Source organism: Pedobacter sp. 22163 (assembly GCF_052045595.1).
Lineage (GTDB): Bacteria > Bacteroidota > Bacteroidia > Sphingobacteriales > Sphingobacteriaceae > Pedobacter.
The window spans coordinates 987767-1010836 of sequence record NZ_JBQEPM010000001.1; the positions used below are offsets into that span (position 1 = coordinate 987767).

General features: G+C 40.9%; 15 protein-coding genes. 3 read left to right on the plus strand and 12 right to left on the minus strand.

The genetic code is table 11. The annotated features are described in order from the left end of the window. Positions 1-35: 35 nt before the first annotated feature. Positions 36-1061, minus strand: coding sequence for a FecR family protein (locus ACTJKN_RS04110; protein ID WP_440822897.1), 1026 nt, complete (start codon positions 1059-1061; stop codon positions 36-38). A 78-nt stretch (positions 1062-1139) separates the two neighbouring features. Beyond that, positions 1140-1751: an RNA polymerase sigma-70 factor gene (locus ACTJKN_RS04115; RefSeq protein ID WP_440822899.1), complete on the minus strand. Its 612-nt coding sequence runs from the start codon at positions 1749-1751 to the stop codon at positions 1140-1142. 907 nt (positions 1752-2658) lie between these two features. Between ACTJKN_RS04115 and ACTJKN_RS04120 the strand changes: the two genes are divergently transcribed. Continuing rightward, entirely contained in the window at positions 2659-4566 is a 1908-nt protein-coding gene (locus ACTJKN_RS04120; RefSeq protein WP_440822900.1) for an amidohydrolase, read from the plus strand. Positions 4567-4809: 243 nt separating this feature from the next. Continuing rightward, complete coding sequence (locus ACTJKN_RS04125; RefSeq protein WP_440823000.1) at positions 4810-4992, plus strand: helix-turn-helix domain-containing protein; 183 nt, start codon at positions 4810-4812, stop codon at positions 4990-4992. An 81-nt stretch (positions 4993-5073) separates the two neighbouring features. On the opposite strand, the gene ACTJKN_RS04130 is transcribed toward ACTJKN_RS04125, so the two are convergent. Continuing rightward, positions 5074-5745 carry a hypothetical protein gene (locus ACTJKN_RS04130; protein ID WP_440822902.1) on the minus strand — a complete coding sequence of 224 codons (672 nt, stop codon included), beginning with the start codon at positions 5743-5745 and terminating at the stop codon, positions 5074-5076. Positions 5746-7037: 1292 nt separating this feature from the next. Between ACTJKN_RS04130 and ACTJKN_RS04135 the strand changes: the two genes are divergently transcribed. Beyond that, entirely contained in the window at positions 7038-8114 is a 1077-nt protein-coding gene (locus ACTJKN_RS04135) for an RICIN domain-containing protein (RefSeq protein ID WP_440822903.1), read from the plus strand. A gap of 417 nt (positions 8115-8531) precedes the next feature. Here the strand turns inward: ACTJKN_RS04135 and ACTJKN_RS04140 are convergent, their stop codons facing one another. The 9 genes from ACTJKN_RS04140 to ACTJKN_RS04180 all read right to left on the minus strand — a co-directional run bounded on the left by ACTJKN_RS04140 (position 8532) and on the right by ACTJKN_RS04180 (position 22936). Then, positions 8532-12839 carry a two-component regulator propeller domain-containing protein gene (locus ACTJKN_RS04140; RefSeq protein WP_440822905.1) on the minus strand — a complete coding sequence of 1436 codons (4308 nt, stop codon included), beginning with the start codon at positions 12837-12839 and terminating at the stop codon, positions 8532-8534. A gap of 187 nt (positions 12840-13026) precedes the next feature. Next, the gene (locus ACTJKN_RS04145; protein ID WP_440822907.1) at positions 13027-13518 is read right to left on the minus strand and encodes a beta-L-arabinofuranosidase domain-containing protein; all 492 of its coding nucleotides are present in this window, start codon (positions 13516-13518) and stop codon (positions 13027-13029) included. A 120-nt stretch (positions 13519-13638) separates the two neighbouring features. After that, positions 13639-15171, minus strand: a complete 1533-nt coding sequence (locus ACTJKN_RS04150; protein WP_440822909.1) for a glycoside hydrolase family 43 protein — start codon at positions 15169-15171, stop codon at positions 13639-13641. A gap of 198 nt (positions 15172-15369) precedes the next feature. Then, positions 15370-16722 (minus strand): glycoside hydrolase family 43 protein, encoded by a 1353-nt coding sequence (locus tag ACTJKN_RS04155; RefSeq protein ID WP_440822911.1) that lies wholly within the window; start codon positions 16720-16722, stop codon positions 15370-15372. 319 nt (positions 16723-17041) lie between these two features. Continuing rightward, entirely contained in the window at positions 17042-18310 is a 1269-nt protein-coding gene (locus ACTJKN_RS04160; protein ID WP_440822913.1) for a glycoside hydrolase family 5 protein, read from the minus strand. Between the two features lie 293 nt (positions 18311-18603). Beyond that, a complete protein-coding gene (locus tag ACTJKN_RS04165; RefSeq protein WP_440822914.1) occupies positions 18604-19374 on the minus strand; it encodes a 3-keto-disaccharide hydrolase in 771 nt (256 codons plus the stop codon). 33 nt (positions 19375-19407) lie between these two features. Then, positions 19408-21348, minus strand: a complete 1941-nt coding sequence (locus tag ACTJKN_RS04170; protein WP_440822915.1) for a c-type cytochrome — start codon at positions 21346-21348, stop codon at positions 19408-19410. 4 nt (positions 21349-21352) lie between these two features. Continuing rightward, on the minus strand, positions 21353-22099 hold the full coding sequence (locus ACTJKN_RS04175; RefSeq protein WP_440822916.1) for a hypothetical protein: 747 nt from the start codon (positions 22097-22099) through the stop codon (positions 21353-21355). Between the two features lie 534 nt (positions 22100-22633). Then, complete coding sequence (locus ACTJKN_RS04180) at positions 22634-22936, minus strand: hypothetical protein (RefSeq protein ID WP_440822918.1); 303 nt, start codon at positions 22934-22936, stop codon at positions 22634-22636. Positions 22937-23070 lie beyond the last annotated feature (134 nt).

A 23070-nucleotide genomic window follows, 5' to 3' on the forward strand; every position in this document is an offset into this window, starting at 1 on the left:
TTTAGTCTGTTTGTTACATCCTCATCCTTTCTCTCCTAAAAAATGCTAACATGATTTTGATTGATTTTATATTTAAAATTACCTGCAACACTGAGGATTTTAATCAGCTTGCTTAATGGAATATCGGTGGTTAAATTCACCCTGATCTGCCTTTCTGCTACTGCAGAATTACCTATTGCGATCGTAACATTATAAGTTCTTTCCAAAATGGCAGCAATATCAGCCAGCTTCGTTTTCCTGAACACCAGCTTTCCGTTTTTCCATCCGAGAATGTCGCTAACGGCTGTACTACCCAGTTCGCGCTGCCCAGTTTTCTCGTTCCACACCACACTTTGGCCTGGCAACAATACGGCAATGGAATGTAATACCTTGTTTACTTCACGGTCTACCCTTACCTTTCCGGTACTGACTAAAACACGAACCGGTTGATTTAAAAAAGCATCGATTTTAAAAGAGGTACCCAATACCCTGGTTACTATATTTCCGGTGTGGATGATAAATGGTCTTTTTGGATTTTTAGTCACTTCAAAAAAAGCTTCTCCCCTTAACGATATCGCCCGCACATTGGTGGTGAATTTTGAAGGAAAAGAAAGAGTACTGCCCGGGCCCAGGTACACCACTGAACTGTCTGGCAAAAGAATTTTGGAGCGCTTGCCCTTTGGATTTTCGAAATGCTGATCAATTATTGCATACTGCTGAGTTTTTTTATCCAGTCTTGGAATCAATAGTGAAATAGAACCGATAATCAACAGAATAGCCGCGGCATACGATAGATACCTGCGGAGCTTTATATTTTTTGATGGTAAGCCTAAAACAATTGGTTCATTGCCACCGATATTTCGCGCCGATTGCATTCCGTGGAACTTAGCAAGTGCCTGCGAAACATCTGGTTCAATGTACCCATCATCAGTTGATGCCGCAATCTCGTCCATCACCTCGGAAAAAAGAACAGAAAGGTCACCTGTAGACAGCAGTGATTTTATTTCGGCAGTTTCTTCCGCCGTACATCCGCCGTTAATATATTTTCTGATAAGGGCTTTTTTTTCTGTTTTATAATCCATTGAGGTTGTTCTTCAATAATCATAACACAAGTTTTAAAGGGTACCACCTATCAAAATGTAAAAAAATATATTTTTTATTTAGGCAGGCAAAAACAAAAGAATATGCGTCGCCAGAAGCAAAAAAAGTGTAAAATCTGCATGTTCTTTTATGTGCTGCCTGAAAAAGCTAAGCGCTGCAACCATATAATTTTCGACCGTATTTACAGAAAGGTTCATATCACTAGCAATTTCGGCATAGGTTTTATTTTCCTCCCTGCTCATCTGGAATACTTTTCTGCGGGCTGGGCTTAGCTGGCTAAGTTTTTCGCGGTAAATCTCTTCAAGCTGTGCATATACCAGTGCATCATCAGCGGGCCGTGATTTCACAACCTCGGTCTCAAGCTGTTCATCAAGCTCAACAGTGGCCATTATTTTTTTGCGGTAATGATTGTACAGCGCATTTTTGACCGAGCGGTAAAGATATGGGCCCAGATCGGTTTCTATTGAAATGTCTCCCTGTTTCTTCCACAGGCCGAGCATCACATCCATCACCAGTTCTTCTGCAACAAAAGTATCTTTAATGTTTCTTAAGGCATAACGGTAAAGTGCTGCATAATACCTTTTAAAAAGAAAATCGAAGGCAGCAGGACTTCCGTTTTTATGCTTTTCTAACAGTACTGCATCCGGTAAATCTTTTATCTTGTTGAACATGCCTGGGAAAGGGAATCTCTGTGCAGCAAAAATAAAACCTATACCGGCGTTGTATATTAAGGCAATATTAAGTTATTGAACATTACTGCAGTTTAACGGACCTGATGGGAATAAAACAGAATAAGCCACAACATCCGCCATGGCTTATTTACTAACCAAATAATATTAACAGTATGTAATGTTACAAACATAGAAACCAAACATGAACAAAGAATGAAGTTTAGTCCAAATTAAAAAGCGGATAGACGGCTTATCATTTACCGCTAAATGTTGTAGAGGAAGGGATCGAACCTTCGACGTGCTACCGGAAAGCCCTCTACCGCGATCATTTTCTCCTGACCGCTGCAAAAGTAATAAGTAAGATCACATTTAAAAGTGCAGACCAAAAGTTTAATGATTTAGTAATATCAGACACGTACACTACCGTTATACATAGCGACCAATTAAAATAGAATAATAAACCAATTCGGGTTACTATAGCGACCAATTCCAAAACTTAGTATACAAGGTGCGCTTTGCCGTACGATACAGTATGGAGAATCACTCCTTTTTTATGTATGCTCAATCATAAAGAGATGTTTATAAATTTCAAAGACCAAATATCAATATCCCCACTAAATAAATTAGTATTCACCAGCATTTTTAAAGCCAACAAACTTACCTGAATGTTATAAGTAGTTTTTGTATTTTTTTCTTTGACATGCTTTCGGAAAATGAATGAAAAGATCATAAATAACACCACAAACGTGAACGCCTATGAATACAAAAAAAAACACCTTAATGCTACGAAAACATTCATTTCAAGCTCCAATACCCGAACAAACCTTATACACATCAGCTCACCAATCAGTCCCCAACATGAACTACACCAACCAACAAAGACAACACACAAATAAAATGCTGTATTTTGGAACATACAACAAAATTTATCATTAACACCCTTAATCAACCAATGGAAAACCAACACGTACACCATCATGGCTGCACACAATGCGCCTGTAACAATCCTGTTTTAGAAATTCTCAAAGAAGAGCTTTTCAGCCCGGAAAACCTCGCAAAAATGAAACCAGGCCCCGGACCTAAAGCCAAACAACAGCCCCAAACCCTACTAATCACCGGCGGCACCATCCGTCCGATGACCGGCGGATCGACGGCTACCGTTGAAGCCATCGGAATAGCCGACGGAAACGTTGTGGTAAGCGGCACTCAAGATGCTGTAACAGCATATATGGAGCAAAACTATCCCGGTTACAAGACCAAAGAACTTACCGGCACACAAACCCTGCTTCCCGGACTGATCGAGCCGCACGTACACATCGTGCCAACCGCGATGATGACCGAATGGGCAGATGTAAGCCCTTTCAACGGTCAGGATTTGCTCGCAACATACGATCTGGACTCTGTTGGAACAATCATCAACAATAACCTCCCAGACAATTTTGAATATGTCATTCTTGGCAAGGGGCTGGACCCCTCGTTGATGCCATTTGTACTCAACAAAAAAGGTGAAGAGGAACTCATCACCATAAACAACAAAGTACTTGACGGTATCAGGGAAGACATCCCGATGATGCTGCTTAGCGCCTCTATGCACACCCTCTATTTAAACACAAGCGCGTTACGTCTAGTCTATAAAAACAGTACCGCAGTGCAAGCCAAGTACAAACACGTTGATATCTACATCGCAGAAACCAAAGGCCAGCTGCAGGAAAGTTTGATGATGACCCCGGCGCTCACCGTGATCAAACAACAGGTTGTTGCCATGGCCAACAACATCGATAGCTACCTCACCGAACTCTTTAAACTGGCAAACCAAAGGGGAGCGACCTTCATGTACGATGCAGGACTGAACACAAATTTTGAAAAGATTTTGCTCCAATACCTGGCCAGTAATCACGAACGGGTGCGGATCGGCGGGGCATTACTGTGCGCTACCACAGGAGATGTAGACAACCTTGGCACATACCCAGACACAACCAGTTACTCGCCTGTGTATAATGGCCACGTAAAAGTTGTTTCGGACGGTTCAAACCAGGGCCTCACCGGCTATCAGAGTGCACCTTATCTTTGCAAGCCAGCTCATAATACAGGGATATTCAATTTCCTGCAACCAAATACCCCTAAAGGTACCATTCCGCAAAACTATCAATCACTGATCAGTGGTGTAGTAGCGAAAGGCTGGCCCCTGATGATTCATGCCAATGGCGACCAGGCAGTAACCTTTGCAATAGAAGCCTACCAAACTGCCCTCACCCAGCCCAAGGTTACCGAGCTGCGCAACCGCATAGAACACTGCTCACTTCTAACAGCAGACCAGATATCAACAATGTTCAAAATGGGCGTTTCACCAAGTTTCCTTATTGGCCACGTTGGCTATTGGGGCTATGCTTTCAGCCAGGTCATATTTGGCAGCGCAAAAGCCCAGATGCTCGACCTTTGCGGTTCCGCGCTTGCCGCCGGAATGAGGATCACCCTACACAGCGACAACGAAGTAAGCCCATTGGGTCCATTGAGAATGATGGAACAATCCATCACCAGGATAATGGAAGAGAATACGGCAAACGGTGAAGTATTAAATCCTAGTGAGTGCATTACACCAGAACAGGCCCTGGTTGCAGTCACCTATGATGCCGCATGGCAATGTTATGCCGACCAGTGGGCCGGATCATTGGACGAGGGCTACTTTGCCGATTTCGTCATCCTTGAACAGGATCCCCTATCATTAACCACCCCATCTGAGCAATACATGAAAATGCGGAACATCTCCGTACTGGAAACCTGGCTTGGCGGTATACCTGTGCATATTAAAGCGTAATCAAATTAATGAAAGCTAAACAGGATTAATATCACTGCAACAACTATCCCCGCGTTACCTCGGGGATAGCTGTTAATAAATACCTTGAACTTCACTTCGATTGATAAAATCCTAATTTCCATCTACAAGGCAACAATAAATCTGCTTAAGCGATTGTGAAGTCTGGGCGTTTTATTTTCTGACCGCCTTCCATCGCACTTTCGTGGGCAAGAATACCTACACAGGTAATATTTGCCGATTGCCTTGCATCGGGGAAAGGCACCCGCTATTACATACGCTTGTAAACTACTGATAGAAACCAATATGCCCGTATCTTTAATCTCCTATGAAAGCGGACTTAATACCTTGTCTAATTTTAACAAGCAGTTTAAGGAAATTATGAACAAAAACCCGTTGGAATATAAAATACAGTTCTCAAGTATTTGATACATTGGCATCAGGGATTACTGGGGAGTAGAAAATAAACTGCACTAGCTTCTTCACATGGTGGCATTTATATCATATTTATCAATCTTCTTTAGTTACTTTAACATCAGTAAAGTGGCCTAATGTGCCGGGGCCTATCCATAACCCAATACTTCCCCGAATATCTTTACCCTGCTTTAAGTCATTTACAATCAAAGTAGGCTGAGCAGCACCGTTAACATACAACCTGGCAGTTTCATCCTTTACCACGATTTTTATTTTGATCCATTCTGCAGGCAATATATCTACATACGCTTCATACTGTCCTGGTGTTTCCTTTCTTAATTTTTCCCAGGGATATCCCGGAATAGAAATATACTGGCTAGCGTGATTTCTGCGCAATTGATCATTTGCCCGACCATTGGTAGGACGTAAATAAAAAACCTCCATTTTTGAGGCGTCTAAAGCCGCCCTGAACGCAATACCGACAAAGCCACGGGCTGTTTCTCCAGCGTTTGCAAGTGGTTGCCCAGAAATTGTAGCTTCAATTACCCCGTTATGGAATTTAATATCCTTTAAAATTGCAAGTGTATTGTCTCCGTTGGCCTCACCTTTTATTTGCAGGGCTAGGGCATTTTTACCTTTATAAGTAGATTTTTCGACAGTTACCTGAAACGGAATTACATCAGATGGATTTATTGATTTGTGCTGTGCTTTAGATTTCAAACCAAACACTAAACTTAACACTAAAATAAATAACAGCTTTTTAGTCATAGGGAAAATAATTTTAAGTATTCGGATCCATCTAAAATAAGAAAAATAATGTTCCCAAACCCATAAGGGCTGATATATCCGCTGCGATAACCAGCTAATGATATAGCTGTAGCTAAAGGAACCTGACTGACACAGTTATATTTTTTGAATGCGTTGCCATAATTTTGTTTTTTTGTTTACGCTATGCCCAAACCTAGCAGCTGAGCCGCATTGGCGCCTCATTTTGAGCTTAAATGAGCTAAATTGAGCTAATTAAGACCATTATTGAGCTAAAATGGGCCGTTACAGTTGTGGGCGGATGTGCAAGGGTTCCGGTCACTTATGGCGGCCAGATATCATTAAGTTAAACCATTCGGCACGAAAAATAATTTAACCACAGGTAGAAAGGATGCACACAGATACAAAAATCTGTGTTTATCTGTGCATCTGTGGTTAAAAACGCTTACTTAATTACATTGGGTGGCGGCCTGCTTAAGGGCAGCATAACCGTAGGCGGTGGTGCCATTCTGCGAAAGCAGGCGCTGGCGTTACCTTTTAGGTAGAAAAAAGGTAACGCCGGGGTAACCCTGGGGTTAACTTGGGGTTAACCTGGTAGCAACAAAGGGTACAGAACAGGTAATGCGGGGGTAATTAAATACGGCCCTTTTGCTGGCTCTCCGGGTAGACAGCCAGTAAATCTTTCACGCAAAAACGATCGCCACCAAGTAGTTTTATAGGCTAACGTGCCACGAAATTGCCATAATTTTCCGCTGCTTTTTCCTTCTAATACAATTCTTTTGTATGATGTGTTTTTATGGATTTATAGCGCATAATTGAAGAGATCGCGAACAGGCAGATTTCTCTAAAATCCAGCAAAATAAACGTAAAAAAGACGCTTATAAAAGATTACTTTTTCCTATTTAGCTTAACATCTTGTAATAAAGCAGGGAAACGAGGAGTTTACCCCCTAATTTATATCAGATTACCCCTCACTACAAGCCCATTTTTTATAGTTAATTTGTTTCAACCAAGTATAAAAAATCTGGCAAACTACCAGAAGTATCTTTACAATTATTTTAATCGTTACCGCTGTTAGGCAGCAGCAGTAAGGAATGGGCACGTGATTAGGGGATAAACCAAAAGCCTTACAAAGCAGATCGTTTTAAAAGGATGAACCTTTTTAAAACAAGGTGATTAAATAGTTTTATTGATCATAAAAAGAGGGGCTCACCTAAAACGAGTAGCATATGTCCTCTTTAAAATAACCAAACGAACATGTTCATATGCCTGTTCATTCATTCTTACCTAATTTTATGAAAACAAAATCTTTTACTTTACCCTCAGCCGGCATTTTAATGCTCGGATTTGTTTTATTTTTTGGCAGTTGCAGAAAAAACGATCTTCCGGATCCGGATAGCAAGGATCAGCTTTCGGTGAAGGCAAAACTGAGTGCAATACCGCCAAATGAAACCCCACTGTCTCTAACCAATGGCACCTTTTATATTGTGAACCGAAAAAGTGGAAAAGTACTCGATGTTGGTGGTTTTAAGACTGCTGACGGCTCGAATGTTTCCCAATATGGCGGTACGGGCGGAACAAATCAAAAATGGACCCTAACCCTACTTCCTGGTGATTACTATTCGATTATTGGTGTGCATAGCGCCAAAGGACTTCAGGTAGACCAGGCGGGAACAGCTGATGGGGATAATGTGAATATATCTACTTATTCGGGTGCTACAAACCAGCAATGGCAATTTACCGCTTTGGGCAACGGGTATTATCGCATCATTAACCGAAACAGTGGTAAGGACCTTGAAGTTGCCAACCAGTCGATCGTTGATGGTGCCAATGTTGCACAATGGACTTACAATGGCGGAGAAAACCAGCAGTGGTCTTTGTTAACGGTCAATGCAGGCGGTCAACTGAATTGGGTGCTTAACAGTACGGGCGTACCGGCTGATGTACTCGCCCGCATTACCAGCGCGATGAATGATGCCTGTGCAAGATATAACGCTGGCGCCAATTGGCCCGCCCGCACACTTACCGTACAATATAACACAGGTGTGCCCACAGCCGATGGCAGTACAAACGGAAACATACGTTTTGGTGCAAATACCAGCTACCAGAATGTGCGTACGGCAATGCACGAAATTGCCCACACCTATGGCGTAGGCCTAAGCAGTGGATGGACATCAAATACCAGTACGGGCGATTTCCTGGGCACAAACACAGTTGCACTTGTCAAAATTTTTGATGGCACTAGTGGGGTAATCCATACCGGAGGCGGGCATTTTTGGCCTTACGGTTTAAACTACGACAATGAATGGAGTGAAACAAATGCCTTTAGACACGTAAAATTAGTTTTTGCAATGCGATCAGACGGGATGTAGCGCAGCAGCTGTAGCTTCTATTGAATGGAAGAGGGTGTATCATAAAGGCGATTTCACCTTAGATGATGTCATGTTGTTAAAAGGACTCCTACGGAGAGCCTGTCGAAACACCTTAAAGAATATTTACAGGTCCTTCGACAGGCTACCATTGACAGAATCCATGGAATGATCGTCATTGCGAGGAACGAAGCAATCTTAATGCGCACGCTAATAGCGATCGTTGTAAGATTGCTTCGTCGGCTGAAAAAGCCTTCTCGCAATGACGATTCCTCGCAGCTTACAATAGGATAAAAATCCCTTATGCCATTAATATTGATTTTATAAAACAAATTACCTCCTCAGTGTGACAAAAATATTAGATTCGTTAATATAACTTGTTCGCATCAACTCTGATGATAAAAAAGATTTGTTCAGTTTTTAAAGGTCTTTATCTTTATTGGCCTTCCTTTTTTCTGCCATATATTCGGAGGGTGCTACATTATATTTTGCTTTAAACGACTTAGCAAAATAATTAGGGGCACTAAAACCCACCATGTAACATATCTCTGAAACTGTTTTATCGCTTTTTTCTAATAATACCGCTGCTCTCTCCAGCTTAACAGACCGGATAAAATCAACAGGGGTTTTGCCCATTACCTGCAAACACTTTCTATACAAAGATACCCTGCTCATCCTCATATGTTTACTTAAGTCCTCAACAGACAACTCAGGCTTATCAAGATTTGCATCAATATAAGGCAATACTTCATTAAGGAATTTAACATCGGTGGATTCGATGTCTATTTCAGGTGCCTGAATACTGATCTGCCTGGAATAAGTTTTCTTAAATGTTTGATGAAGCGTGAGCAGATTCTTTATTTTTGAATGTAAAATTTCAAAATTAAAGGGCTTGGTCATATAATCATTCGCTCCTGTCTCTAAGCCTTTAAGCTGCTCTTCTTCAGCAGTTAAAGCTGTTAATAAGATAATTGGGATATGTTTGGTCCTGTCATCCCCCTTCAGTTTTTTACATAATTCAGTGCCATTCATTTCAGGCATATTTATATCTGAAACAATAAGATGAGGATGCAATGCAAGGGCTTTTTGCCAGCCTTCCTTACCATTCGAGGCCTCCACTATCTTATAAAAAGATTTTAAGTTATCTTTAAGATAAAACCTAAAATCCTCATTATCTTCAATTAACAAAACAAGGGGCACATTTGTTACGGGAATACCGACCTCAAAAGACTCATTTTCATCCTCTTTTTCATTGGAACATAATTGTTCTCCAGTAGTTATGAAGCGATCATAAACATGTTCATTACTTTTTGTAATCGGTACGTTTTCAATGGCTTCATTTGATTCTGCATAAGGCAATTCAGCATTTTCAAGATCCTTTTGCTCCTGCACTGAAATTGAACTTGAAGCGAGTTTTAAGCGTACGGTAAAACAAGTTCCTAAACCTGATTCACTTTCCACCAATATTTCACCTCCGTGCATTTTAACAAACTCTTTGGTAATAGACAAGCCAATTCCTGATCCCTGGTTGAGGATGGATGAGGATGTTTCATTTTGAAAAAAGCGTTCAAAGACGATTTCCTGCCTATCTTTTGGGATCCCGATTCCTGAATCTAGCACTTTTATCTCCAATGAAACCCAGCCATCTTCTCCCTGATGCGGCAGCTTTTGTAATTCAACACCAATGGTTCCTGTCGATGGTGTAAATTTAAATGCGTTTGAAAGTAAATTGAACAATATCCGCTCAATCTTATCGTGATCAAACGATACATATAGATTTTCGACAGCACTTTTAAAAGCAAACTTGATCTGCTTGCGTTCTGCCAGATCATAAAATGAGTCTGTTGCATCTTTAATGAAGGATACAATTTCACCATCGCTCTTATGTAATTGCAATTCCTGCTCCTCCATTTTACGGAAATCGAGCAACTGGTTTACCAGGTTTAATAAGCGCTTTCCATTCCTTTTAATCATAGCCAGCTGACCGTAACGTCCAGTCTCTTTGGTCTCCGTTAAAAGTTTATCTACAGGAGCGAGAATCAATGAAATGGGTGTTCTGAATTCATGGCTCAGATTCGTTAAAAATTTAATTTTCAATAAATCCAACTCACGCAATCTTTCCGCTTCTTTACGATCCTGCTGCCTTAACTGCAGCGCTTGAATTCTTTCCTGCTCCTGTAACTGCCTGGCCTGAATCCTTTCCTGTTCTAAGGCAAATTCCTGTCTTAACTTTTTGATCCCTCTGTTCCGAATAAATAGCAATGAAAAACCAATTACTAAAACATAAAATATATATGCCCATGTGGTGCGCCAGAAAGGAGGCAAAATGGTAATTTTCAAGTGCGACTCTGCCAGGGGTATAGGATCGTTTCCATTAAATGCTTTCACATGAAAGGTGTAATTTCCGGGATCAAGATTTGTAAAAGTGGCCTTACGCATTTCTGCAGTAACTGTAAGCCAATGTTTATCGAATCCTTCTAAATTATATTTGTAAGTTATTTTGCTGTGATTAATATAATTGAGCAATGCAAATTCGAGTGAAAAGATGTTTTCTTTATAGGTAAAGGTTAAATTTTCAAGCGCTGTTATTGTTCTTGGCAAAATAACGTGGCCGTTAATGCTTTCTCCAACCTGTATGTTATGGTTAAACATTTCTAAGCCCGTTATTACCAGCATTGAAGGATACTGCTCCTTAGTTATCTGTCCCGCTTTAAAAATATTGAAACCATTTGCCCCTCCAAAAATCAGTTCACCGGCTTTTGTTTTGTATGCAGCATTCATATTAAATGTGGGGCCTTGCAATCCGTCGGCCTCATTGTATTTGCTGTATATAAATCTATAATTTCCCCCTTTAGCAATTACGGAAATCTTGTAAAGGCCTTTTTGCGAACTATACCAAATATGATGATTTTCATCTTCAAGCAAATCCAAAACAGCACTTTCGGGCAGCCCGACTTCCTCGCTTAAGTTATTAAAGGTTTTTGTTACAGGATTATATATACTTATACCCTCGCGGGTACCTATCCACATCCATCCTCTGCCATCTTCGATAATGGAATGTACATTACCAGATACCAGGCTGTTCGGATCCTTACTGTTATTAATTAAATGGGTAAATTTAAAGGTTTTAGTATCCAGTATACTAACTCCAAGGGTAGTACCGATCCAGATCCTTTTAAGTTTATCTTCATATAAACAATTAATGATATTAGAATTTAATGTGTTCTTAACTGTCGAATTAAAGTGCCTGAAGGTTTTGGCATTCCGGTCAAACAGGTCCAATCCATTACTTAAGGTACCAACCCAAAGCCTGTTGGATGAATCTTCTAACAGGGCATAAATCCGATTATCTGAAAGGCTGGAAGGATCTGTAGTATGCTTATAATGGGTAAATTTTGTCCCATCAAAAGAATTAAGTCCGCCTAAATAGGTTCCAATCCACAAAAGGCCCGAATGATCGATGTAAAGGCTCACAACAATATCGCTACTTAAAGAATTGCTGTTGGCAGGATTATTACGATAGGTTATAATTTCACCTGTGCTTCTGTTTAAATACAGCAAACCAGTGCCGTTTGTTCCAATCCACAAATTTCCCTTACTGTCTTCCGCAAATGAATTAACGTCTTTATATATCGCGTTTTTCCCTGTTAAATACTGATTTCGCGGAAACTTAAAGATGCTTTTATGATAGTAACAGATCCCTTTTTTAAAGGTACCAATCCAGATTATTCCGTTATTGTCTTTGTATAAGTCAACAATGCTGTTCTGCGTTAATCCCCTGGGGTCATCTTCTTTACTTAGAATATAACTTATTTTGTTGGTTAGCTTATTTAAGATATTAATTCCACCATGATCGGTTCCGATCCAGATATTTCCATCATCGCCCTCTATAATGGAAGTAACATTATTCGAACTGAGGCCTGAATGATCCGGCTTCTTTCCAAAATAACGGAAGGTGTTACTTTTTTCATTAAGATAATATAATCCGAAAGGATTATTTACATTATAAATAAAAATATTGCCTCCAGAATCGTGGCTGAGGTGGAAATCGCTTAGCTGATCTCCAAAACGTTTGTTTATTGCAAAATATCTATTTGTTACCCGCTGTTCTTTCAGGTTGAACTTATCAAGAACACCATTGGTATAAATAACCCACAAATTACCTTTTTGGTCATCCAAAAAATAGCTTATTTCGTTAGCGTACAAGGAATTTGCTATTCCATTTTTATGAATATACCTGGTGGTTACATTACTTTTCGCATCATAACAAAAAATGCCTTTATTTTCAAGTTGGAAATAGTACTTTCCCTTATTATTGGTTTGTATATCTTTAAGGTATCCGCCCGGAATTTTATATTTTTTAAGGTGCTTATCCTGAAATGGCTCGAATTTCTCCGTCAAAGGATTATAAATACTGAAACCACTGCCAGATTTAATCCATAACTGTTTCTCCGGCCCTTCAAATATTTTGAGCACATAATCATCGGGAATACTGGTACTATCCTTTATATTATGTTTAAATACCTTAAATTCATGCCCATCATAGCGGTTGAGGCCGGCCTGGGTTCCAAACCACATAAATCCTTTATGATCTTTGTATATGGCTTTTACCTGATTATCCGATAAACCGTTAGCAATATCCAGGTGAGAAAATTGGTATAAACCTTCTTGAGCAAAGAGAGAATTACACAGTAGGAATGTGCTTATTAAAATTAAAATCCGAAACATATATTCTACTCAATACAGAAGCATTATCACCTTCAAATAATTAATTTGAAATAAAATCTGGTTATAAAACGGCTGTTTAATATTGACATAACCAAGCTACGCTTATATTTTGATATTTTTTAGTAAACACGAAAATTGTAAGTAAGCAGCATGCATAAAGGTGCCTAAATCACTAACAATTAAATGGTCAATATTCCCTGATCGATGCGTAAACACCATAGGGTATATTGTTTATGCCATAAAAAGGACGTAGTGTATAAACATGCTTACCATCCTTCAATTGGAAAGATGCAGAATCAATTATGGATAGATTTGTTAATAAGCCGATGTTAGGACTTTCCCAACCCTCCAATGCCTTTGCCGTAGATGGAAGTCCGGCATTTACCCTAAAATTATGAAGCAATCGATCGGCATCCAAAGAACCGATAAAAGTGGTATTTAAAGCCTCCCTTTCAAGGATCCAGGACGCATTTAATTTCACATCCTTTGCCTGGAAAGCGATGAGTTTAACCCTGCTTTGAGCATTTCCCAGCGTGCAGTTTACCAAAAGCAAAATCAGGATGGTTAAACTTTTACCACTTAAATAGCTGTAGCCATGGGGATTATTCCTACGCAAACTATTCTTAAACAGATAACCTAAGGTTCTGCCAGCTATCGTTTTCCCTAATATTTGGTTCATAAAATTATTCGTATTCTATATACAATTTATGCATTAAGCAGCTAGTGTTATAAAAAATATCTGCCTTGTCTTTTCTGTTCGTAAAATTGCTTTCTGCCTTAAATAAACCTGCAACCGGAATTAACGAATGAATTTCCATTCATCAAACAAAAAATCCTCCCCATTAAACACGAAATAGACATTCTCTACCCCTTTATCTATTTTCAGGTCTATTTTCTTCGAGCGCGTGGTCCATTCCTTTTCATCACACGTAAGGGAAACAAGAGGACTACCCTTAAGATTATTTACATAAACATCAATTCTGCCTTTTCCTTTTACTCTGGCTTCAAATTTGGCAGGGACCTGTTTGCTGAAATCGGCTCCCCGAACCATGATACATTGTTGATCTGCTTTTCCTTTGGCAACCATATTGCCCGGATTACCAAAAGCTTCGAACTGGACTTGCCCTGAAGTGCCTGCTGTGGTTTCTGCCTGCTGAAGAACGAATGGATTTAATGGATTAAGTTGTGCGGTGCCTTTAAAAGTTGCTTTGCCCATTTGAAAACTCACATTCTTTTCATCCACCTGTATTGGTTCAATACCCACATTACGAAAACCACCCTTGGTGCCAAAATAATCCTGTAAATACATGGCATGGTAAGCAAGATAATACTTCCCTTTAAACTTGAACAAGTGACTGTGATTGTTTGTCCAGGGGCCAACATTAACCTCGCCGGTATTCTTAAAATAATTATCGCGATACTTCCAACTGTCCGGAATTAAGGGGGTTTTGCTGGTCATATAAGACATATTGCATTTGGTTGGTTTATCGATATTGCTATAAGGCCATTCAGTGCGTTCTTCCCAATTTGTATTATAGGTATAAACCCAGGTTCCGTTGATAAAGTTAAGGTCGCTGGCCTCAAAAAAATAAGGAGCGGGTATCTTAGCAACATCGCTGGCCAAACTGGTCATATCTTTTCCCAATTTTACGATTCTGGCATTATCCGGCATATATTTCGTTTTAGGCGATCCGCCTCCAAAAGTAAGCCAGCCTGTGCCCTGGTCGTCAATCACAACTCCGGGATCGAATGGGGCATCTACATCGACACCGGGAACAGAACGGTCGATTATATTCTTTCCCAATGGGTCTTTCCATGGGCCAACCGGAGAGGTAGAGGTAAGCATGGCTGTACCAATACCGCTATTGGAGTAATACAGGTAGAAATGCGTTTTACCATCTGCTTCCTTTCTGGATGTAATGGAAGGCGCCCAGGAATTCTGGCTCCATGGTGCCAGCCCGGCGGTATTGATGAGGCCGTGATAGGTCCAGTTAACCATATCATCGGAAGACATCATAACCAGTGTCCGTATATGTTCGTATGAATTTTTCCCATCTTTTCCTACATGCTCATACTGTTGATGATCATTTGTGCCATACACATAAATTCTTCCATTGTATTCTACGGCTGTTGGATCGGCCGTAAACATAAAATCTAATAAAGGATTGGCATTATTGGAGCTAAGTTTCGGCGATACATTTGCGAATTTTTCTGCCAAACTTCCATTAACTACTTTCGGTTTACCAGCATTCGTCTGAGCCTCTGCGAATTCTATACCTCCCAGAAAAGCCACAACAACAGCTGTACTTAACAATACTTTTTTTCTAAACATGTTTTTATTTTATCTAACGAATACTAGTGTTAAGTATGAATTGTCATTTTATACTCCCGCTGATTACGCGGAATACGCTGATTTATGTGTTCAGCGATTATCACCGAAATCAGCGGGAAAATAGAACCGCCATTTTACTATTAACACAGCACTAGTTAAGGTTTATTTCAATTGATTAATTATCCTTTAAGGAAGATCTTATTTATCGAATCTCCACCAGTTAAAATTGAACAGATCGCCTTGACTGCCTTTAAAAACAAAGTACATATCGTGAACACCTTTTGTCTTCTTTACTTTGGTTGAAACGGTGTTCCAACTTTGCAAGCCCCCTGTGTTTTTAACCTCACAGGAGCCCAATAGTTCTCCTTCAAGGCTATCCATATGTATTTCAATAAAACCGCCAGATGCTGATGAAACATTTGCCTGAAATATTCCTGCTCCGTTCTTAAAATCAACACTTCGGACTTTGATAAAATCGCCATTGTTGATTTCGGTTACATAAACTCCCGCATTGCTGCTGTGTTCGGTTTCAATTCCCTGCTCCCAGGCTATAGTTTCCGCTTCCTGCCGGATAAATGGATTTAAATGTTCAACAGGTTTTACACCTTCGGCTGTTGGAATTATCCGAGGAATGCTCCCATCTTTATTATACTGAAACTCATCCACACAAACGGAACGGGTAAAACCTCCACCACCTGGCAATGCACCGTTATGATAGAACAAATACGATTTGCCTTTATAATCGATCACACCTGGATGATTTGTAAAGGCGCCTCCTTTGCCAATTACCTGCATAGTGGTATCCCGGTAAACCCATGGTCCGGTAGGACTTGTACTGGTTGAATATGCCAAATGTTCAGGTACACCTCCTGCGGCATAATGCATATAATACAGGTTTTTATGTTTGTAAAACCACGGAGCTTCTTCGTATGCTGAAGGTCTTTTATCAACATCCTTATATCGTACATTAAAACCTTCTTTATTCAACGGCACCGTAACTACCTCGCCAGCGTAAGAAATCATATCCGGATTCAACTTTACGTATTTAAGATAAGGGTTCCCCCAGTAGAGATATGCTTGGCCATCGCCATCAATAAATACTGTAGGGTCGATATCTCCGTAACCGCTGTGAATCAATGGTTTGCCAAGCGCATCTTTAAACGGACCTGTAGGACTATCAGAAACAGCCACCCCGATTGACATCCCCATCGTTTCATGGGTCATAGGTACATACCAGTAAAACTTTCCATTCCTGGCAATGCATTGCCCAGCCCAGGCATCTTGCTTCGCCCAGATGAAGGTTTTAACCGACAGGGGCGACCCGCGGTCTGTCCAGTTCACCATATCGGTAGATGTGAAACAGTGCCAGTTTTTCATCACAAACACAGTCGATTTATCTTCATCGTGCCCGGTGTACAGGTAAACGGTATCTTTGTATACCATCGGCGCCGGATCGGCTGTATAAATGGTTTGTATAATCGGGTTTTGAGCCTGTACGCTCGCTGCAGCAAAAAGAGCTGTTACCTGTAAAACTATCTTTTTGAAATTCATTGTTAACCTAAATCTGTGTGTGTATGCGTGTTGTATTATAATTGCAATTAATTTTAAGTTTAAATTCATGGTTTCAGTTAGATAACCATATATAATAAGAGGTTATATCATAAATATAGATTTTGTCATCCTGTCCATAAGACTCCTATGGAGAGCTTGTCGAAGGACCTGTTTAAATACGCTTTAAGGTGTTTCGACAGCTCAACATGACAGCGTCTGGGCTAAAATCCCCTTTATGATACAACCTCTTTTTAAATTCAATGCTAAGCATGAACCTCTAGAAAAAGCATTTCTGTTTAGTTATACTATCTCTTACTATTTACTTAGATCCTGCAATAATGGCATCTAACATAGACTGATCCTTTACCACATTATTAGCTCTGTCTAACATAAAACCTATCTCCCAATAGAATGGCAGAATACCATTCGCTTTAGCCTGTTTGGTCAGATAATATGTCCAGTCATTTACAGACTTGTTGTGCATAGCCAGATCCTTAGGAAGATAATTCGGGTTGTTAATCGCATTCCTTCTCCAGGCTGCATATTCACCCAGCATCACAGGGATTCCTTTATCAACAAACTTCTGTTTAATATTTTTGAATTCAGTATCGATCACATTCTCTTCTCCATAGGTAGCATTGCGTTCTGGCTCTATAGTAGAATGATTCCCTTTTCCCCAGTAGTAAGCCATTTTGCCCCAACTTACATCTCCATCCGTTAGTATCGTAAATGTAGCAGGTGTATAGTCATGTACCTCGACCATCAACTTATTAGCAATTTCGTCTTTTGGCATCGTATTCATCAAAGTAAAAGTTTTAGTAGGGTCTGTGCTGGGCCCCTGCACAACCAGCACACGGAAACTGTTCCTGCCGCCCGTAGAACGAACCGCCTTGATGAATGTTTCGTGATAACTATTGAGAATGGCCATCTGCTCAGCATTTTGAACCGCAGGTTCATTCGTACCGGCAAAAATAAGGTGTTCATCAAAATCACGCATGGTTGTAGCAATCTGCTCCCAAAGTGCTTTTAGTCTCGCATTAATTTCCTCTTGTTTTTCCGCACTGACATTATTTTCGAGCCAGCCATTATCTCCATGTGTATTCAGCATCACATACATATCATTAGCAACACACCATCCAACTACTTCTTTCACACGATTAAGCCACACCTTATCAATTTCTACTTTACCAGGATCACTTAAATGTGTCCAATTCCAGTTACAGGGAATCCGTACCGTATTGAACCCCATTTGCTTTACAAATTTCACATACGATTCGGTCAGTTTACTATTCTGCCACTCACCTTCTTTTGGTGATTCCATGGTATTGCCAAAATTTATTCCCAAATGCATTTTTGCCGCCAATTGTACAGCCGTACTGCTCATACCGGTTGCATCGGGTGCCTTTGGCGATAAATTATATGTTGGATATAAACCTACTTGTGTAATCTTTTTAATATCCAATGGAGAAGCTTCCAGCGCTGCTGCAGCTTCCGACTTCTTACAGGATGAGGAGAATGAAGCGATAACGATCAGGAAACCTAAAAGTATCCCCTGACTTCTATTTTTTATATTTATAATATTTTTCATTTTGGTTAGATTAAAATTTATTTTTTCACAACCCTCAAATTGTCGAAGGCTTTTTTTACTACAAGAAATTCGAATGGCGTTGAAACCGCTTTTTTTAGCCAGGTCGACATACGCCTGGGTAACCAGCATTCACTGCTTTTACAAAAGACTGTTTCCTGGCCAGACTTCCGAGTTTTTGCTTGTGGCACCTCGTAAACATAGGGATGACTACGATGCCGAAAAGATAATTTACTGTTTTCATATAGGTATATAATTGGTTGCTATTAAAGAATCGATCAACAGAGGAGCGCTTGCTACAATTTCCTCAACCAGATATTGCGGTAGCTGATCGGTTCACTTTTATCTCCATGACTCTGTAATTTAATTGGTGAGGCACCATGTTTTCTGTAGGTTGGCTGGCCAATATAAGGGGTGTCTCCTTTGAGTATGGTCGCATTCTGCACGAGAATGCCATTGTGAAAAACTGTCGCTACAGCCGGTGACTTTATAGAACCGTCATCGTTAAACCGGGGAGCTGTCCAGGCTACATCATAGGTTTGCCACTCTCCTGGTTTTAAACAGGCATTTACCATCGGTGGCGATTGTTTGTAGAGACTACCAGCCTGCCCGTTTACATAGGTTTTATTGTCGTAATTGTCCAGCACCTGCAATTCGTATCCACCCGCACCCCAGGGAAGAGCAGCCAGAAAAATACCGCTGTTACCCCGGCCCTGGCCACTCCCGCTTATATTTTCTGGAATCCTGTATTCAATGTGAAGCTGAAAATCCATAAACTTTTCTTTTGTCTGGAGATCACCCACAGATTTATCTACTGTCATGATCCCATCAGCTAACTTCCATTTTTTTGCTGAAGCAGCATCGCTGGCGTTTACCCACTGATCCAGGTCTTTTCCTTTAAAAAGAAATATAGCATCTGAAGGCGCTCCTCCAGGCACCTTAGCCGGACTTACCTTTGCGGGTACCGGGGTCCATACGTCCGTATCTTCTGGCTTAGCAGGTTGCTGTGCCTGAGCGAGCAGTGCATTTATTACGAGTATCCCAACAATTAATATTGATCGTTTCATATTATTGATTGATTTTCTTTAGCTATTGATGTATTATTTATTTAATGATTTGATCCAGGTCGCAATTTTTGTAACCTCATCTTTTGGAACATTGGTCATTGGCGGCATCGGCGTGGAGTAACCCGGCCAATGCTCTGGTTTAGGCGTATAAATCAGGCTTGTTAGCTCCTCGACCGTATACTTTTTGGTGGAAATCTCTTTAAAAGAAGGGCCAACTTGTCGTTTATCCGGGTTGTGGCAGGCCAGGCAAGTATTTTTAGTTAGCAGCCCTTTCACCTGCTCATAAGTTGGAATTTTCACTACTGATGTTTTCACTACTGATGAAGACTTTTTGCTTTGTGCCAAAGGCAGCGTTTTAGCTGAGGACGAATTTTTGGTACTTACTTCTGCAAGGCTAAGCGCTTTCCCTTCCGGAATATTATTTAAAGTATAATATGCTGTTGGATGTACCAGACTATAGTAGTTCTCTTGTGATCGAATACCATCCAAAGTAATGTTGTGAATATATCCTTTGCGGAGGCCGGCTACAATAATTCGGGCAGTGAGGCCATCAGCTGAAACGCGAACGCCCTTTACATTACATTTTTGGCTATTTACCGGCGGACTTCCATACACACTATGGTATTTATAAATAAAGCTTACCACAGAATAGGAAGCAAGATCTAATGCGTATTTTTTATCAACAGGTTTGGTGAACGCTATTTCAAACCCATCAGGCATGGCTTTGATACTGCGCATTTCAAAAGGAATTTTGTTGTTCCAAACTAGTCGCTGGATCCCTTCTGTGGCCTCACCGGCCGAACCCCATCCCCTGTTAGTCTCGCCGGCGAACAATGATCCATCTTTCCCCCAGGCCAGACGCACTATACCCGATTGAAACCCACTTCTGAAAGGCCATGCTGCCCCCTGATATTCTCCATTTATTTTTTCCATAAACACACGGCTAACCATGCTCTGTCCCTGATCACCTACCAGAAGCTGGCCAGCAAAAGGGCCAAAGGAGCCTTGAGGAATTTTTACTATCTCAGAATTTGAAATACCCAGAATTCCGTGAGGCAGCCACACCGCGGGTATTTGCAGTTCAGGAAAGTTCTTCTTCATATCCATCTCGGTTACCACCTTTGCATTCACATCGTTCTCTGGCTTTACACTGTTTCCCTTTCGGTCGTAAATCATCTTTGTCTCATTCTTGGCAAAGAACTGTTCTGTGGTCAGTTTTATTGAAGACTGTGGCAGATTAGCCCACACCAAGCTGGCCGGATGCCCCATAAATGCGCCTTTTTTCACTTGCATGATACTTCCGGAGCCAACCCAATCGCCTTGATTATCAGTATAAAAAAGCTGATCATCAATCATACTAATTCCGCAAGGCGAGCGCATACCTGCAGCCCAAGGCTCTACTCTTCCGTCTTCAAAAATATGGAGTGCCCAGCCCCTCCACGGAACCATACTTGTCGGATTCCACCAGGTGGGCGGAAATCCAAGATTCAGCGTTACAAAAAAAGATCCATCGGCAGCTAGCTTTGGGCCAAAACTATACTCATGGTAATTTCCAGACAATGGCCAAGCGTATATGGTTTCAAAATCATCGGCCACTCCATCGTTGTCTGTATCTGTCATTTTGGTCAGCTCCCCTCGCTGAACACAATAAAATGATCCGTCTTTATAGGCAAGTCCCAGTACTTCATGAAGGCCTGAAGCAAATTTTTGAAATGTTGGTTTCAGTGAAGACGGATTTTTCACAATGAAAACATCACCCCTCCTGGTAGTTACACCCAGATCGCCGTTAGGCAATGTACAGAGTCCGCCTACTTCGAGGATTGTTCCTTCGGGAGCGGGCACTTTCATGATCTTAAAATAATCTTCTTCCTTTGGAGATTCCGCCTGAGCAAAGCAGCTTATTGACATCAATATAAATGTCATTGTTAACAGGCACGAAATACCGTTTTTATAATAATTGGAATAAATATTCATCTGGCTATTGGTTAAAAAGAATGGAGTAAATGATCTTACCCTGAAATGGAACCAGGAGTTCCTGGCTTCCCTGTATGGTTCTGATAATAGGCTTCAATGCGGCTTCATCTGCAACCGTAATGGAATAAGCTTGGTCTGCGATAATATATTTGCCATCTTTCTGTTCGATGACGTTTGCTTTGGCGAGACACAGGTATAAGTCATTGGTACTTCCTTCTGAATCAATTTCACGCCGAATGCCCTGGCCTCCATCAATCACCCTGGTCATATCCTTAACACTCAATCCGTAGGTGCGGTATTTAAACACTGGCAGACCGGATGCATCTAGTGTATAGCCCTTTGGTTTGAAGCCCGAGCCTACTGTGTCTTTTTTAAACTCACTTTGTAGTGTTGCTAACTGCTGAATCTGGGGTATGGCATTGCCAACCTGGATTGCTCTTCCAAGTGGCCGCGAAGAACCATCGCCCCGATCATGCCACATTGGTGTCGCATCCAGAAATCCTCCTTTCCACAATAGTACCAATTGGCCATTGTCGGCGTCGTAGGTATAATGCACTTGCAGCGGACTACCTATGCTGATGGCATGCGTAACCCGTTTAGCACTATCAAGATCGATAAAGCTCCTGAGCAGGATATTGCGTTCAACCTTAATGATTATTGGCTCAACTTTGGTCTCCTGTGCAATAGCCGAGCCGCCCGTGAAACAAAAGGCCGATGCACAGGCAATGAAAAAATAAGAATATAAATTCATGCTTATCTGTATAATATTTGGTTAATTAAGTGTGTTGGTTTGCATTATTTTTAAATTGGGCTACTGACTGGTTCATAACTTATCAATAGTATACACTATAACACGATGCACCTGTACCATTACCGGAAAATTTTAGCCTTTTGTGTGGATACCACCTGACTCCCTTTCTTTGCATTTCTCATATTAAATAAGAGGCCTGAATAAGCTTCTTCTGGATAATTGGTTATTAACATCGAAGTTAAGTCAGGGATACGTTTTAGAATAGATCAGATCTTTCAATTTCCGCTAAAAATGTTGCAAAAGCTTTATATCGGCAGCTAAAAACCCTTTTTTGCTAAATAATAGCATTTGAATTGGAAACATTTGTATCCGATTTAAGGCGCGCTATAATCCGTCGTCTTTCTCGCGCAGGCGGGAACTTGGAGTGCTCAGCGAAGCTAATTTAGAGCGGTCGCCATCTTTGCCTTAGGCTCGGCCTTGCCTCGGCTCACCGCCGCCGAGGGGCTCTTACCTTTTTTCAGTTGTGTATATGTTTTATTGGCCTTCAAGCTTGCTTCGCAGGTTTCTTGATAAAAAGGTAACCAAACCTGAGCGCAGCGAAAGCATGCCTGCCGTTAAAAACAACCAACACAAAGGCATAACTGAAAGGCTTGCACCGTTTTTTATGTGATAATATTGTTTTTCATAGGTATAAAAGATTGCTACGCAATTCTTGTAAAAACCTACGGAAATCTTAATTGTGGCAGTATCGAGGCTCTTACCTTGGCTTATCCCAGCACATCCGCTTGATCCTGCCTTGGGCTGTGGGATAATGAGGGAAACTGGACAGATTTCCATGCTTTTTCCTGCGAAAATCTGCTATGCCGGATAGCAGGGTGCAGATTGCATGGCGCATATTGTAGAGGGCAGAGACAGGCATCCGTAGATTGATTGCGCTGAAACCATGAGGGGGCAGGTTGGGTCGTCATCTC